The sequence below is a fragment of the Xanthomonas euroxanthea genome (assembly GCF_903989455.1).
Lineage (GTDB): Bacteria > Pseudomonadota > Gammaproteobacteria > Xanthomonadales > Xanthomonadaceae > Xanthomonas > Xanthomonas euroxanthea.
Map to the genome: position 1 here is coordinate 3519135 of NZ_LR861803.1, position 16512 is coordinate 3535646.

Sequence of the window (16512 nt, forward strand, 5' to 3'; positions counted from 1 at the left end):
GATCACCGCGATCGGTCAGGGCGTGTTGTTTTGCCGGCCACGCCGAGCGCGTGACGCCTTCCAGAGGCGGCGCGCTCACAGCACTAACCAACGAGGTTTAGCCATGCACAGCCGCACCACGACGTTAGCACTCTGTATCACCGCCGCTCTGTACTGCTCCGGCTCTGCAATGGCTGCCGGACAAGACCAACAGGCTCCTGCCGCCACACCGTCGGCGACCACTGAGCTGGACACCATCACCGTCACCGGCTACCGCGCATCGCTGGAGAAGAGCCAGTCGGTCAAGCGCTCGGCCAACTCGATCGTCGATGCAATCAGCGCCGAAGACATCGGCAAGTTCCCGGACATCAACGCTGCCGAATCGCTGTCGCACCTGCCGGGCATCAGCGTCGATCGCCAGTTCGGCGAAGGCGAAAAGGTCAGCATCAACGGCACCGACCCGGCCTTGAACCGCGTGCTGCTCAATGGCCAGACCATCGCCTCGGGCGACTGGGGCGGCAACCCGACCGACACCAGCGGCCGTACCTTCAACTACACCCTGCTGTCGCCGGAAATCATCGGCCTGATGGAGGTCTACAAGACCCCGGAAGCGCGCATCGACGAAGGCTCGATCGGCGGCACCGTGATCGTGCACACCCGCAAGCCGCTGGACCTGCCCAAGAACACCATCCGCGGCTCGGTCGGCTACAACTACAACGACCGTTCGGAAGAAGGCAATCCGCGCGGCTCGGCGCTGTGGAGCTGGAAGAACGACGACGAGACCTTCGGCGCGTTGATCTCCGCCACGCATGACAAGCAGGACCTGGCGCGCGCCGGTATCGAATACTTCGGCTACACCACCGGCGAAGGCATTCCGGCCAGCGCCACCATCACCGGCGACGGCAGCGATGTGGCCACCGCCCGCGTGCCGGCCGGCATCAGCAGCGCGTTCTTCCAGCAGACCCGCGAACGCAGCGGCCTGCAGGGTGCGTTGCAGTGGAAGCCCAATGAGCAGAACGAGTTCAACCTGACCGGCCTGTACATCAAGGGCAAGTACAACAACTTCAGCCAGGCGCGGTATGTGTGCCCGGCATGTAATGACGACCGCCAGAAGATCACCAACGCCAACGTGGAAAACGGCGTAGTGACCTCGGCCACGGTCAGCGATGGCGCCGCCGGGCAACCGTACGCGCAGCTGGATGCGAACTATCGCGAAAGTACGGTCACCACCAAGAGCCTGAACCTGCGCCACGACTGGTCCGGCGAGAAGTGGGTGTTCACCACTCAAGGTGGCTACACCGAGGCGACCGGTGGCAAGGACCCCGAGTATCTGATGAAGTTCCTGATGCAGGACGGAGGCTACAACTACGCCTTCAACGGTCAGAACACCTCGGTGAACTACGATAATGGCGGTGCCTCGAACTGGGTGCTGCCGGGCAATCCCGCAGGCCTGGCACCGGGCCAGCAGGGGAACATCCCCGGCACCAACACCGGCATCATGCAAGCCGGCGGTATCGCGTACCAGAAGAGCAAGGACGAGGAAAAGTACTTCCAGTGGGACGCCTCGCGCGACCTTGAGTGGGGCCCGTTCACCAAGCTGCAGTTCGGCTATAAGTACATCAACCACAACAATGGCGTGGACGCGCGCGGCAACCGCATCAACTCCACCGACGCGGTCTCGCTGACACAGTTCAACCCGGGCAGCACGCCCAGCAGCCTGTACGACGGCCTGGGCGCCAGCGGCGATCTGACCACCTGGCCGACCGCCAGCCTCAATGCCGTGCGCAACTATCTGTTGTCGCAGCCGCAGGGTCCGTACCGCACCGATTTCGGCGCCTCGTTCCAGGTCAAGGAAATCACCCAGAACGTCTATACGCAGTTGAACTTCGAGTCCGGCCAGTGGCGCGGTAACGTCGGCGTGCGCCTGGTCGACACCACCGACAAGTCCGAGTTCTGGCAGAGCAACGACGGCGGCACCAACTTCGACCGTGTCGCCGAGACCAACGACTATCGCAAGGCGCTGCCGAGCTTCAACATCGCCTACGACATCACCGACGATACCGTGCTGCGCTTCTCGGCGGCCAAGGTCATCGCACGTCCGCGCTACGCCGATCTGGCCGGCACCTTCACCATCAACAGCGGTACCGGTGACCTGACCGCCAACGGCGGCAACCCGGATCTGAAGCCGTACGAATCCACCAACTACGATCTGGCAGCCGAGTGGTATTTCGCTCCGTCCAGCATGTTGTCCGGTGAAGTGTTCTACCGCGACATCAGCTCCTACATCGTCAGCACCACCACTTCCCAGCAGCTGAATCCGGCCCCCCCGGCCATTGCCGGTCTGTATCAGGTCACCACGCCGGTCAATGTGTCCGATGCCAAGGTCAAGGGCGTGTCGGTCAACTACCAGCAGACCTTCGGCCTGGGCTTTGGCCTGCAGGCGAACTACACGTTCGCCGAATCCGATTCCAGCTCGGGCTTGAACCTGCCCTACCTGTCGCGCGACACCTACAACGTGATCCCGTACTGGGAACATGGCGACTGGACGGTACGCGTGAACTACAGCTATCGCTCCAAGTACTTCACCCAGATCGGCCGGCTGGAATCGCGTGACTTCGCCGATGCCTACAAGCAGCTGGATCTGAATGCCTCGTACCAGATCACCGATTACATGGGCATCACCTTCGGCGCGACCAACCTGCTCGATTCCACCTACCGGGTCTTCAGCAACACCCGCGAGACCCCCACGGCGTTCTACAAGAACGGCCGCGGTTATCAGGCCCAGCTGAACTTCAAGTTCTGATGTAGCACCGGCGCGCCACCGCCCCTCCACGGTGGCGCGCTTTTTTTGGACTTGCCCTGCGCGCTGCGGCGGCAGGTCGTTGCATGCACCAAATTAGTGGTACTGGCCACGCCCCTTCGCCGCTGAGGGAGCATGGCCAGTCCCGCTTTTGCCATCCACGCACGGCTGCAGCACTGCCGGCGCGTCTTGCTCAACAGGAGTGCAGTTCCCATGACGACCGATAGCCGCGTGTTTGCGGCTCCATCCCGCCGCCACGCCGGAGCTGTACCCAGGAGTCGTGCGCTCGCGCTCGCTCTGCTGGTGGCCTGCCCGGTGCTGTCGTTGCACGCGCAATCGCCCACCGCGCCGACCGCCACCACGCTCAGCCCGGAACAGATCGACCAGCAGTGGCTCAATGCCACCGCCAAGTACGCACCCGAACGCGAACGGCTGGTACGCGAAGCCGAACAGGGCGCGCGCAAAGGCCCGTTCCGCCCCGACTGGGCGGCACTGAAGTCCTATCAATCGCCGGCGTGGTACGACAATGCCAAGTTCGGCATCTTCATTCATTGGGGCGTGTTCTCGGTGCCGGCGTTCGGCAGCGAGTGGTATTCGCGCAACATGTATCTGCAAGGCTCCAAGGAGTTCGCCCATCACGTGGCGACCTACGGGCCGCAGGCGAGCTCCGGCTACAAGGATCTGATTCCAAAGTTCACCGCGCCCAAGTTCGACCCCAATGGCTGGGCCAAGCTGTTCCGTGACTCCGGCGCCCGCTATGTGGTGCCGGTGGCCGAGCACCATGACGGCTTTGCGCTGTACGACTCCAAGTTGTCGGACTGGACCGCGGTCAAGATGGGGCCAAAACGCGATCTGCTGGGCGAGTTGTCCAGGTCGATCCGCGCGCAGGGGCTGCACTTCGGCCTGTCCTCGCACCGCGCCGAGCACAACTGGTTCTTCGACGGCGGGCGCACCTTCGACTCGGACGTCAACGACCCGCGCTATGCCGCGCTGTACGGCCCGGCGCAGGTGCGCCTGCCGGGCAAGGACGATGCCGATGTGGCCAACGACTGGACGCCGGTGTCGCAGGCCTGGCTGGATGACTGGCTGGCGCGCACCACCGAGCTGATCGATACCTATCAACCGGACCTGATCTATTTCGACTGGTGGATTGCCCACCCCACCTTCCGCAGCAGCCTGCCGACCATGCTGGCGTATTACTACAACCAGGGCGCGGCACGCACCGAGGCCGATCGCGGCGTGGTGGTGAACTACAAGCTCGGCGCCTTCCCGGAAGGCGCCGGCACGCTGGACATCGAGCGCGGCCAGCTCACCGGCATCCATCCCACCCACTGGCAGACCGATACCTCGGTCAGCAATGCGTCGTGGGGCTACATCGAGAACGACACCTACAAGTCGCCGACCTTCATCATCCACATGCTGGCCGACGTGGTGGCCAAGAACGGCAACCTGATGCTCAACATCGGCCCGCGGGCCGATGGCTCGATCCCCGATACCGAGCGCGGCATCCTGCTGGCGATCGGCAAGTGGCTCAAGACCAACGGCGGCGCGATCTACGACAGCAAGCCGTGGCGCGTGTACGGCGAAGGCCCGACCGAAGTGGTCGGCGGCACCTTCCAGGACGTCAAGACCAAGCCCTACACCGCCGAAGATTTCCGCTTCACCACACGTGATGGCGCGCTGTATGCGATCGAGCTCGGCTGGCCGGCTGGTGGCAAGGCGGTGATCCGCTCGCTCACGCCGGCCGATGGCGTGCGCGGCGTGACGCTGCTGGCCAACGGCAAAAAGATACCGTTCGAACAACGCGCCGACGGCCTGCACTTGAAATTGCCGGCCAAGCCGGTCGGCGAGAGCGCGTACGTGCTGCGCATCGATCTTTCTTCTTCCTCCACTCCCTGACGGATGCTGTTTTCATGAGCAAGCGATTGACCTGGATCCTGCTGGCGCTGGCGCTGGTCTGCGCGCCGGCCCTGGCCAAAACCCCCACCGCGTTGTTCTATCTGATGAACACGCAGAAATCGACCAACTCGTTCCTGGCCAATGTCGACAAGATCGATGTGGTGGTACCGACCTGGTATGGCGTGGACCAGAACGGCCTGGTCAACGGCACGCCCAACATGTACCTGTACGACATCGCCAAGCAGAAGAACCTGCGGGTGATGCCGATCCTGTCGATGACCACCGGCCGCGACGGCTTCCACAAGCTGATGCACGACGAAGCCGCCAAGAAGCGCATGATCGAATCGCTGCTGATCCACGGCAAGCAGCACAAGTACTACGGCTTCCAGTTCGATTTCGAGAACATCGCCTGGACCGACCGCGACGCCTATACGCTGATGGTCAAGCAGACCGCCGATGCACTGCACAAGGCCGGCTTCAAGATGTCGGTGGCGGTGGTGCCCAATGCACCGGGCCATGCCGAAGGTGGCCAGTTCTCCAAGTGGATGTGGGAATACTGGCGCGGTGCGTACGACCTGAAGGCGTTGGGCCAGGCCGCGGATCTGGTTAGCATCATGACCTACGACCAGCACACCCGCTGGACCACGCCGGGCCCGGTCGACGGCATGGTGTGGATGAAGAAGCATCTGGACTACGCCATCACCCAGGTGCCGAAGGACAAGCTCTCGCTTGGCATCGCCACCTACGGCTACCGCTGGTACACCGGTAATCCGGTCAAGGAAGACGGCACCGAAGCGTCGAATATTTCGGCCACGTATATCGATGCCGACGAATCCTTCCCGCTGGCGATCGAACAGAACGCCACCGTGCAGTGGGATCCGGTCGAGCAGGAATCGTGGTTCTACTTCTACCGCGACGACATGCGCGAGTGGGTGTTCCGCCCGGACGCACGCAGCTTCAAGGCACGCTACGACCTGGTCAAGCAGTACGGCCTGGAAGGTTTCAGCTGCTGGGTGCTGGGCGCCGAAGACCCGAAGGTGTGGGACGAATTGCCGACTGCGCAGCGCTAAACGCGCCATCGCACCGCTGCAGTGCCTGGCGGGCGCGGGCGGTGTCCGCATCGGAATGCGTCCACGGCAAGCCGATGTGCACACTCCCCGCGCCCGCCCTGCAGCGAACCACACCGATGCGTGGTTCCTGCAAAACAGCGCACGCACCCCGACGAAGCGTGCGCCAGTCCCTGCGTCATCCGGCATGGCTTTGCTACTGTGCGTGGCTGCCGTGTCTCCCCCGCCACACCGGGATGTGATTGCATGATGTCGAACTCCGCACCGAACCTGCGCTCACCATTCTCCAAGCGGCCGTTGCCGGGCAGCGTGTCGTCGCGCCCGCTGTCAGCGCGGCCACGTTCCTGGCGCCTGCTTGCAGTGACGTTTGCGGCGGTGCTGTTGGCAGGGTGTGGCCAGCGCCAGACGGCGACCGCGCCGGCTGCGGACCATCCCCGCACCACCTCGACATTGCCTGCGACCACCGCACCGCTGCCGCTGATTCCCGCCCCGGCCGAAGCCAGGCGCGGCAATGGCAGCTTCCGCGTCGGCTCCGGCACGGTGATCTCCATCCCCACCGGCAATGCCGAGGTGCGCCGCAGCGCCGAGTCACTGGCCAGCCTGTTGCAACGCACCCGTGGCCTGACCCTGGAAGTGCGCACCGAAACCACGGCGTCACCGCACAGCATCCGCCTGGAACGCACACCGCAGGCGCCGGTGGCGCACAAGGAAGGCTATAGCCTGGACGTGGATGGCAACGGCATCCGCATCGCCGCGCGCGATGGCGCGGGCCTGTTCTATGGCGCGATCAGCGCCTGGCAACTGATGACGCCGGACGCGCGCAAGGGCGATGTCGCCGTGCCGGCGGTGGCGATCCGCGACTGGCCGCGTTTCGGCTGGCGCGGCCAGCATCTGGATGTGGCCCGCCACTTCCACGACGTGGCCACGGTCAAGCATGTGCTCGATGCAATGGCCGCGCACAAGCTCAATGTGCTGCACTGGCACCTCACCGACGACCAGGGCTGGCGCATCGAGATCAAGCGCTATCCCAAGCTCACCGAGGTGGGCGCCTGGCGCACCCCGCCGGGCGCGGGCCGGCACGGCACGCCGGAGCGCTATGGCGGTTTCTATACGCAGCAGCAGATCAGCGAGATCGTCGCCTACGCGGCACGCCTGCACATCACCGTGCTGCCGGAGCTGGACATGCCAGGACACGCGCAGGCGGCGGTGGCAGCGTATCCGGAAGACGTCGGCGTGCCCGGCCAGCGCACCCAGGTCGGCGTGGACTGGGGCGTCAATCCGTACCTGTTCAACACCAGCGAACGCAGCCTGCGCTTCATCACCAACGTGCTGGACGAGGTGCTGACCCTGTTCCCGTCGGCGTATATCCACATCGGTGGCGACGAGGCGGTCAAGGATCAATGGGAAGCCTCGCCTGCGGTACGCGCGCAGATGCGCAAGCTGGGGGTCAAGGACGCGCATGCGATGCAGGGCTGGTTCAACGAACAGCTTGCGGCCTACCTCACCAGTCACGGCCGGCGCATGATCGGCTGGGATGAAATTCTGGAAGGCGGCGTGCCGGCGAGTGCGTCGGTGATGTCGTGGCGTGGCATCGAGGGTGCGGTCACTGCGGCCAAGCAAGGCCACGACGTGGTGCTGGCGCCGGGCGACTGGCTGTATCTGGACAACCTGCAGACCACCCGCAGCGACGAGCCCAACGGCCGCCTGACCGTGCTGCCGTTGTCCAAGGTCTACGCCTTCGACCCGGTGCCGAGCACACTGACTGCCGAGCAGGCCACGCATGTCCTCGGCGCGCAGGGCGCATTGTGGTCCGAGTACATTCCATCCAGGTGGCATATCGACCACGCGCTGTTCCCGCGGCTGTCCGCGGTGGCCGACGTCACCTGGTCGCCTGCGGCTGCGCGCAACTGGAAGGATTTCCTGGCGCGCATGCCGGCCCAGCTGCAGCGCTATAAAGCGTTGGGCATCGACTACAGCGACGGCGCCTTCGCCGCCGATATCGCATTGGAAGGCGGCCCCAACCCGGTGCTGGCCGGTGGCCCGGCCAAGGTGGCACTCGGCACCCAGGCCGGTGCGGGCACGCTGCACTACACCACCGACGGCAGCGATCCCACGCCGGCATCGCCGCGCTACGAGGCGCCGTTCACGATCCAGCTGCCGACCACGGTCAAGGCCACCGCCTTCGATGCCGGCGGCACCGCGCTGGCGGCCACGCGCAGCCGCACGTTCGAGCGTGCCGGTCTGTTGCGCGTGGACACCCAGGGCCTGCGCGATTGCGTGCAGACCGGTGCGCTCGGCCTGCGCCTGCCGTTGTTGCCGGAGATGACCGGCGCCGACACGCCGGTCTACAACGTCGACCTGTTCCATGCCTGCCGTCTCTATCCGCAGGCGCGCCTGGATGGCATCGGCGCGATCCGCATCGAGGCTGCACGCCTGCCGAACAACTTCGGCCTGGCCCACGAGCAATCCAAGGTGGTGCAGTACCCAGCCAAGACGCGCCGCGGCGAGCTGGAAGTGCGCCTGGGCTGCGAGGGCGAGCTGGTCGCCAGCGTGCAATTGCCCAACAGCGCCGCGCTGGGCGAACAGTTCACGCTGGAAACCGCACTGCCTGCACGCGCCGGCATCCACGATCTGTGCCTGCGCTTCACCGCGCCGATTCGCGGCCCGTTGTATGCCATCGGCGCCGTCCAGTTGATTGAAACCACCGCGCAGGCGCCCCCCGCCGCCACGCGCTGATCCATCCAAGGAGAGTCACCCATGCCCCTGTCCCGCCATCGTTGCATTCCTGCCCCCGCCCGCCTCGGGCTAGCCCTGGCCTTTGCCATCTCGCAGGCCTGGGCGGCTCCGCCCACGGCAACGCCCCTGGACAGCGGCTGGCAGGTGCGGTTGGTGCCGGGCCAGGAACAGGCCAGGACGTATCCGAAAGCGGCGGCCTGGTTGCCGGCGCAGGTGCCGGGCGCGGTGCAGACCGACCTGATCGCCGCCAAGATCGTGCCGGACCCGTTCTATCGCGACAACGAAGGCAAGATCCAGTGGGCGGGCCTGAGCGACTGGCAATACCAGACCCGCTTCAACGTGGACGCGGCCACGCTCAAGCGCGCGCATGTCGAGCTGGTGTTCGACGGCCTGGACACCTTTGCCGAGGTCACCCTCAACGGCAAGCCGCTGCTGAGCGCCGACAACATGTTCCGGCAGTGGCGGGTGGATGCCAAACCGCTGCTCAAGCGCGGCGACAATGTGCTCGAGGTCAAGCTGTTCTCGCCGATCAAGAAGATCCAGCCGTGGCTGGCCAAGCAGCCGTACGCGCTGCCGGGCGCCTACGATTCGGCCTTCGGCGACGAGCCCGAATCGCGCCACAGCTCCACCTACGTGCGCAAGGCGCCGTATAGCTACGGCTGGGACTGGGGCCCGCGCATGGTCAACGCCGGCATCTGGAAGGATGTGCGCGTAGAAGCCTGGGATGCGGTGCGCGTGGACGGGCTGCATATCGCCCAGCAACGCGTCGACGCCGACAGCGCGCAATTGCAGGCGCAGCTGGAACTGCAGGCCGGCCGCAGCGGGCCGGTGCAGGTGACGCTGGATGTGCTGGGACCGGATGGCCAGAAGGTCGGCCAGTTCACCCAGGACGCGGTGGTCGACCCGGGCCAGAACCGCATCGATCTGGCGGTGCGTATCGCCAAGCCCAAGCGCTGGTTCCCGGCCGGCTACGGCGCGCAGGACCGCTACACCTTCGTGGCCAGCGTGCGCGACGCCGATGGCGACAGCCAGCAGATCAAGCGCGTCACCGGCCTGCGCTCGGTGGAGCTGCGCCGCGAAAAGGACACCTGGGGCAAGAGCATGGAGATCGTGATCAACGGCATCCCGATCTTCGCCAAGGGCGCCAACCTGATCCCGCTGGATGCCTTCCCCGCGCGCGTTACTGCCGAGCGTATGCGCAGCACCTTGCAGGATGCGCGCGACGCCAACATGAACATGCTGCGCATGTGGGGCGGCGGGCATTACCAGGACGACCGTTTCTACGAGGTGGCCGACGAGCTGGGCATCATGATCTGGCAGGACTTCATGTTCGGCGGCGCCGTGCCGCCGTACGACGTGGAGTTCCGCGAGAACACCCGGCAAGAAGCAATTGAACAGGTCAAGCGCCTGCGCGACCATCCCAGCATCGTGCTGTGGTGCGGCAACAACGAAGTGCAGACCGGCTGGGAAAATTGGGGCGACCGGGTCAAGTTCAAGCAGTCGGTGGACCCGGAAGAACGCAGCCGCATCGAGCGCGGCATGACCACCTTGTTCGGCACCGTGTTCCGCGAGGTGGTGGCCACCTACGACAGCGACGTGCCGTACTGGTCCACCTCGCCGGGCACCAACTTCGATGGCGCTGCCGACCAGGCCACCGATGGCGACATGCATTACTGGAAGGTCTGGGGCGGCCCCGCGCTGCCGGTGACCGAATATCTCAATGTCACCCCGCGTTTCATGTCCGAGTACGGCCTGCAGTCGTTCCCGGACATGCGCACCGTGCGTGCCTTCGCCGAACCCGGCGACATGGACCCGGAATCGCCGGTGATGCGCGTGCATCAGAAGTTCGACAAGGGCAACGGCAACAAGCGGCTGATGCTGTACATCCGTCGCGAATTCGGCGAGCCCAAGGATTTCGAGAGCTTCGTCTACCTGAGCCAGCTGATGCAGGCCGAGGGCATCAACCTGGCCGCCTCGCATCTGCGCGCCGCGCGCCCGCAGTCGATGGGCTCGTTGTACTGGCAGCTCAACGATGTGTGGCCGGGTGCGTCGTGGTCCAGCGTGGACTACTACGGCCGCTGGAAGGCGCTGCAGTACCACGCCCGCCGCTTCTATGCGCCGGAGCTGATCGCCGCATTGCGTAATGACAACGGCCAGACCGAGGTGTCGCTGGTGTCCGACCGCACCACTCCGCTGGCGGCCCGCTGGCGCATGCGGGTAATGGGCATGGACGGCAAGCTGCTGAGCAAGCGCGAGGAAAAGGCCACCGTCAAGCCGCTCAGCAGCCTGCAGGTGGGCAACTTCAGCGACAAGCAATTGCTGGGCAGTGCCGATCCGAAACGCACCTACGCGGTGTTCGAATTGTTCGATGGCGAAAAGCTGCTGTCGCGCGAGGTGGTGTTCTTCGCGCCGGCCAAGCAGCTGGCCTTGCCGACCGCGAAGATCGACAGCCAGTGGCGCGCCGATGGCGATGGCTATGCGTTGACGCTGTCCAGCGACACGCTGGCGCGCGAGGTGTGGCTGTCGTTCGGCGATGTGGACGTCAGCGTGGCCGATAATGCCTTCGACCTGCTGCCGGGCGAACCGCTGACGCTGCACGTGTCCAGCAAGCTGCCGATGGCGCAGGTGCAGTCTGCGTTGCAGGTGCGCGACCTGGCATCGACGCTGGCAGGCGCGCCGCCGGAACCGCCGGAGGCAGCAGCGGCGAAATGAGCGGCGAGCTGGCCCTCATCCGCCCTTCGGGCACCTTCTCCCGCCAGGCGGGAGAAGGACTCAATCTCCGTCCATGCATGCGCTTGGTCCGCGTCTGCATCTCACGCGTAGGGCGCCTCCCGCCCGGCGGAAGAAGGACTCGCTGTCCGCTCGTGCATGCGCTTGTTCCGCGGATGCGTTTCGCGCGTATGGCGCCTCCCGCCCGGCGGGAGAAGCACTTGCTGTCCGCTCATGCATGCGCTTGGTCGCGTATGCGTTTCGCGCGTATGGCGTCTCCCCGCCAGGCGGGAGAAGGACTCGATCTCCGTCCATGCATGCGCTTGGTCCGCGTCTACGTTTCGCGCGCATGGCGTCTCCCGCAGATTTGGTTTCCTGTCATACGCACTCTTCGCATCCTTGCATCGCATCCACCTTAGGAAAAACGACGTGATCTCCTGCCGTGCGTGCCCTCCACAAGCGCGCGCCCATCCTTCCTCGCCCGGCCTCGTCCCGCGTTGGGTGTCCTTCTCCCGCGGGCGGGAGAAGGTGCCCCGCAGGGGCGGATGAGGGCCCGCCGCGGTAACAGCAACATCCACCACGGGCGATGGCGTGCATGACGCCGCCACGCCAGATCCTCAACCCGCCGCAGCCCCTGCGGCAACACCAGAACGACGCCGGGCGAATCTCGCCGCTGCGCAGGAGTGAATCGATGTCATCCGTGTTTGTATCGCGTCTTGCCATGGCACTGAGGCTGAGCCTGAGCCTGGGCCTGCCCTGCATCGCGCACGCCGCGCCCGCCGACCGCAGCAGCACGCCGGAGCAGCGCGCCGCCGCGCTGGTGGCGCAGATGAGCCGCGAGGAAAAGGTCGCGCAGGCGATGAACGATGCGCCGGCGATTCCGCGCCTGGGCATCCCCGCCTACGAATGGTGGAGCGAAGGCCTGCACGGCATCGCGCGCAATGGCTACGCCACGGTGTTTCCGCAAGCGATCGGCCTGGCCGCCAGCTGGAACACCGCGTTGATGCAGCAGGTGGGCACGGTGGTGTCGACCGAGGCGCGCGCCAAGTTCAACCAGGCCGGCGGCCCGGGCAAGGACCACAAGCGCTACGCGGGCCTGACCATCTGGTCGCCCAACATCAATATCTTCCGCGACCCGCGCTGGGGCCGTGGCATGGAAACCTACGGCGAGGATCCCTTCCTCACCGGGCAACTGGCGGTGGGCTTCATTCGCGGGTTGCAGGGCGAGGACCTCAATCACCCACGCACCATCGCCACGCCCAAGCACATCGCCGTGCACAGCGGCCCGGAGCCGGGCCGGCACAGCTTCGACGTGGACGTGTCGCCGCGCGATGTGGAGGCGACCTACACGCCCGCCTTCCGCGCCGCCTTGATCGACGGCCAGGCCGGCTCGGTGATGTGCGCATACAACTCGCTACACGGCACGCCGGCCTGCGCCGCCGACTGGCTGCTCAACGGCCGCGTACGTGGTGACTGGGGCTTCAAGGGCTTCGTGGTGTCCGACTGCGATGCGGTGGACGACATGACCCAGTTCCATTACTTCCGCCCGGACAATGCCGGCTCCTCGGCCGCATCGCTCAAAGCCGGGCATGATCTCAACTGCGGCTACGCGTATCGCGCCCTGGGCACGGCCATCGCACGTGGCGAAGTGGACGAAGCCCTGCTCGACCAGTCATTGGTGCGCCTGTTCGCGGCGCGCTATCGCCTGGGTGAGCTGGAAGCGCCGCGCAAGGATCCGTATGCCAGGCTCGGCGCCAAGGACATCGACAGCGCGACCAACCGCGCATTGGCGTTGAAGGCCGCCGCCGAGTCGATCGTATTGCTCAAGAACGATGCCGGCACCCTGCCGCTGAAACCCGGCACGCGGCTGGCGGTGATCGGCCCGAACGCCGATGCCCTGGCGGCGCTGGAAGCCAACTATCAGGGCACCTCCTCCGAGCCGGTGACGCCCTTGATCGGCCTGCGCCAGCGCTTCGGCACCCAGCAGGTGAGCTATGCGCAAGGTGCGCCGTTGGCCGCCGGCGTGCCGGGCATGATTCCGGAAACCGCGCTGCGCAGCGACGGCAAGCCGGGATTGCGTGGCGAATATTTCGACAACGTCGAGATGACCGGTGCTGCGCGCGTGGTGCGGCAGGACCGTGTGGTGAGTTTCAACTGGGACCAGGTCGCACCCGCCAAGGGCGTGCCGGCCGATCGCTATGCGGTGCGCTGGAGCGGCGAGTTGTTGCCGCCGAGCGCGGGCGACTACACGCTGGCGGTGCGGGTGGCGCGCTGCTTCGATTGCGCCGGCCACGATCCGGTGCGGCTGTACATCGACGACAAGCTGGTGGTCGCCGGCAATGCCGAAGACAAGCACGTGCCGGCCGGCATGCACAACGCCGATGGCCGCAGCGTGGAAACCGTGCTGCACTTCGACGACACCCGCCCGCGCAGGATCCGTCTGGAAATGGAGCACCGCGGCCAGGACCAGGGCCTGCGCCTGGAGTGGCTGGCACCGGCGGCGGCGCAACTGGCCGAGGCAGAGCAGGCGGTGGCGCAGGCCGAAGCGGTGGTGGCCTTCGTCGGCCTGTCGCCGGATGTGGAAGGCGAGGAACTGCGCATCGACGTGCCCGGCTTCGATGGCGGCGACCGCAACGACATCGCCCTGCCCGCCCCGCAGCAGGCGCTGCTCGAACGCGCCAAGGCCTCCGGCAAGCCGCTGGTGGTGGTGCTGATGAGCGGCAGCGCGGTGGCATTGAATTGGGCCAAGGCCCATGCCGACGCGATCGTGGCGGCGTGGTACCCGGGCCAGTCCGGCGGCACCGCGATCGCGCGCATGCTGGCCGGCGACGACACCCCCGGCGGGCGCCTGCCGGTGACCTTTTATCGCTCCACCAAGGACCTGCCGCCCTACGTCAGCTACGACATGAAGGGCCGCACCTACCGCTACTTCAAGGGCGAGCCGCTGTTTCCGTTCGGCTATGGCTTGAGCTACACCAGCTTTGCCTACAGCGCGCCGCAGCTGTCCACGGCAACCCTGCAAGCTGGCAGTGCGTTGCAGGTGACCGCCACCGTGCGCAACACCGGCACGCGCGCCGGCGATGAGGTGGCGCAGGTGTATCTGCAATATCCGCAGCGCCCGCAGTCGCCGTTGCGCAGCCTGGTCGGCTTCCAGCGTGTGCACCTGCAGCCGGGTGAGCAGCGCACGCTCACCTTCACCCTCGATGCGCGCGCCCTGAGCGATGTGGATCGCAGCGGGCAGCGTGCGGTGGAAGCCGGCGATTACACGCTGTTTGTCGGCGGTGGCCAACCCGGTACCGGCGCGGTCGGCGAGGCGGCAGCGTTTTCGATCTCGGGGCGTTCGCCATTGCCGAAATGAGCGGTGGGGGTGCGTCAGGCAACGGCGTCGGCTGTGAGGGCCGGCGCCTGTTGCATGGGGCAGCGGAAGGACGTTGCGGTCGGCGACATTGCCCGAGATCAGGCGAGGCGGCACGCCCCGGCTCCACTACCAGGCCGGTCGGCGCCGTGCCGGCCTGCAGATCCCGCCGCACGTTTCCACCGCGATGACCGTGCTTGCACGGCAGCCAGGCGATGTCGTACGACCGCAATAGACGTGGACCAGCCACCATCACCACTGCCGCAGGCCACGCATACGGCGCCGGATTGTGCGGGCGCACTATGCACATTCGGCGCACACGTTGTATGGTCATCGGGAATTGGTCATGCATAGGTCTCATCATCGGCCGGGCACGTGATGCCGCCGATGGAACGATGTCCGCTGCGTCGACCGCTTGCTGAAATCCAGGGAGTTCCAGCTCATGCACACCCGCCGCGACATCCTTCAGCTGCTCGGCGCCAGCGCGGGCGCCGGCTTGCTGGCCGGCGCACTGCCCGCCTTCGCCGCCGGCACCTCCACGACCGCCGGCACCTTCGTCAGCAAGCGCCCACCCAAGGCGCAGCGTCGCTTCGTCAGCAAGGCGGTCGAGCAGCAGATCGTGCAGATCAAGGCGCGCATTGCCGATCCCGAGCTGGCCTGGCTGTTCGAGAACTGCTACCCCAACACACTGGACACCACGGTGGAAACCGGCACCCGCAACGGCAAGCCGGACACCTTCGTCATCACCGGCGACATCCACGCGATGTGGCTGCGCGACTCCTCCGCCCAGGTGCATCCATACGTGCCGCTGGCCAGGCGCGACCCTGCATTGCGGCGCATGTTCCATGGCCTGATCCAGCGCCAGGCCGCCTGCATCCGGCTCGACCCGTATGCCAACGCCTTCCTGCCCGATGGCCAGACCCAACGCCTGAAGTGGTCGCTCAACGACATCACCGAGATGAAGCCCGGCGTGGGCGAGCGCAAGTGGGAAATCGATTCGCTGTGCTACCCGATCCGCATCGCGCACGAATACTGGCGCGCCACCGGCGATGCTGCCCCGTTCGACGACGACTGGCGCGCGGCAATGCACGTGGTGGTCAGGACCTTCCGCGAGCAGCAGCGCAAGGACAACCGCGGCCCGTACGTGTTCCAGCGGCCCTCGCCGCTGGCGACCGAGACGCTGGTGCTGGAAGGCTACGGCCAGCCGACCCGGCCCAACGGCATGATCCACTCGATGTTCCGCCCCTCCGACGATGCCTGCGTGTATCCGCTGTTCGTGCCGGCCAACCTGTTCGCGGTGGCCTCGCTGCGGCAGCTGGCGACGATGAGCACGGCCTTGCACCGCGATGCCGCGTTCGCCGCCGACTGCAATGCGCTGGCCGACGAGGTGGAAACGGCAACGCGCCAGTTCGGCCAACTGCGCGACAGCGACGGCCAGGCGTACTGGGCGTTCGAAGTGGACGGTTACGGCAACCAGTTGTTCATCGACGACGCCAACGCCCCCGGCCTGCTCAGCCTGGCCTACCTGGGCTGCTGCGACCGCGCCGACCCGGTGTTCCTGCGCACCCGCCAGCTGGCCTGGAGTGAACGCAATCCGTACTTCTCGCGCGGCCGTGCGGCCGAAGGCGTCGGCAGCCCGCACAGCGGCATGGGCACGATCTGGCCGATGTCGATCATCCAGTACGCGCTGGTCAGCGACGACGATGCACAGTTGCGCCAATGCCTGCAGTGGCTGAAGACCACCCATGCCGGCACCGGCTTCATGCACGAAGCCTTCGACAAGGACAACCCGAGCACCTTCACCCGCGACTGGTTCGCCTGGGCCAACACCTTGTTCGGCGAACTGATCATCGACCTGCACCAACGCAAACCCCAGCTGCTGCGCAGTAGCTGATGGTTCGAAGCGCGCGAGCTGCCCTCCCGGGCAGAAACGGCGCAGCGCTTGATGTTCCCTTCTCCCGCCGGGA

General features: G+C 66.1%; 7 protein-coding genes. All 7 read left to right on the top strand.

The window, feature by feature from the left end:
* Nucleotides 1-103 precede the first annotated feature (103 nt).
* The 7 genes from H7A86_RS14840 (at nt 104) to H7A86_RS14870 (ending at nt 16439) form a co-directional block, all read left to right on the top strand.
* Nucleotides 104-2782: a TonB-dependent receptor gene (locus H7A86_RS14840; RefSeq protein ID WP_119131146.1), complete on the top strand. Its 2679-nt coding sequence runs from the start codon at nt 104-106 to the stop codon at nt 2780-2782.
* Nucleotides 2783-2992: 210 nt separating this feature from the next.
* Nucleotides 2993-4678, top strand: coding sequence for an alpha-L-fucosidase (locus tag H7A86_RS14845; protein ID WP_119131145.1), 1686 nt, complete (start codon nt 2993-2995; stop codon nt 4676-4678).
* Between the two features lie 14 nt (nt 4679-4692).
* Entirely contained in the window at nt 4693-5748 is a 1056-nt protein-coding gene (locus tag H7A86_RS14850) for a glycosyl hydrolase family 18 protein (RefSeq protein WP_039516090.1), read from the top strand.
* A gap of 294 nt (nt 5749-6042) precedes the next feature.
* The gene (locus tag H7A86_RS14855; RefSeq protein WP_180708157.1) at nt 6043-8481 is read left to right on the top strand and encodes a beta-N-acetylhexosaminidase; all 2439 of its coding nucleotides are present in this window, start codon (nt 6043-6045) and stop codon (nt 8479-8481) included.
* A 21-nt stretch (nt 8482-8502) separates the two neighbouring features.
* Nucleotides 8503-11193, top strand: a complete 2691-nt coding sequence (locus H7A86_RS14860) for a beta-mannosidase (protein ID WP_180707903.1) — start codon at nt 8503-8505, stop codon at nt 11191-11193.
* A 688-nt stretch (nt 11194-11881) separates the two neighbouring features.
* A complete protein-coding gene (locus tag H7A86_RS14865) occupies nt 11882-14548 on the top strand; it encodes a glycoside hydrolase family 3 C-terminal domain-containing protein (protein WP_119131497.1) in 2667 nt (888 codons plus the stop codon).
* Nucleotides 14549-14987: 439 nt separating this feature from the next.
* A complete protein-coding gene (locus tag H7A86_RS14870) occupies nt 14988-16439 on the top strand; it encodes a glycoside hydrolase family 125 protein (protein WP_119131144.1) in 1452 nt (483 codons plus the stop codon).
* Nucleotides 16440-16512 lie beyond the last annotated feature (73 nt).

What these genes read in the sequence shown, in the direction of transcription:
- H7A86_RS14840 (WP_119131146.1), top strand. Translation starts at nt 104, where the DNA reads ATGCACAGCCGCACCACGACGTTAGCACTCTGTATCACCGCCGCTCTG.
- H7A86_RS14845 (WP_119131145.1), top strand. Translation starts at nt 2,993, where the DNA reads ATGACGACCGATAGCCGCGTGTTTGCGGCTCCATCCCGCCGCCACGCC.
- H7A86_RS14850 (WP_039516090.1), top strand. Translation starts at nt 4,693, where the DNA reads ATGAGCAAGCGATTGACCTGGATCCTGCTGGCGCTGGCGCTGGTCTGC.
- H7A86_RS14860 (WP_180707903.1), top strand. Translation starts at nt 8,503, where the DNA reads ATGCCCCTGTCCCGCCATCGTTGCATTCCTGCCCCCGCCCGCCTCGGG.
- H7A86_RS14865 (WP_119131497.1), top strand. Translation starts at nt 11,882, where the DNA reads ATGTCATCCGTGTTTGTATCGCGTCTTGCCATGGCACTGAGGCTGAGC.
- H7A86_RS14870 (WP_119131144.1), top strand. Translation starts at nt 14,988, where the DNA reads ATGCACACCCGCCGCGACATCCTTCAGCTGCTCGGCGCCAGCGCGGGC.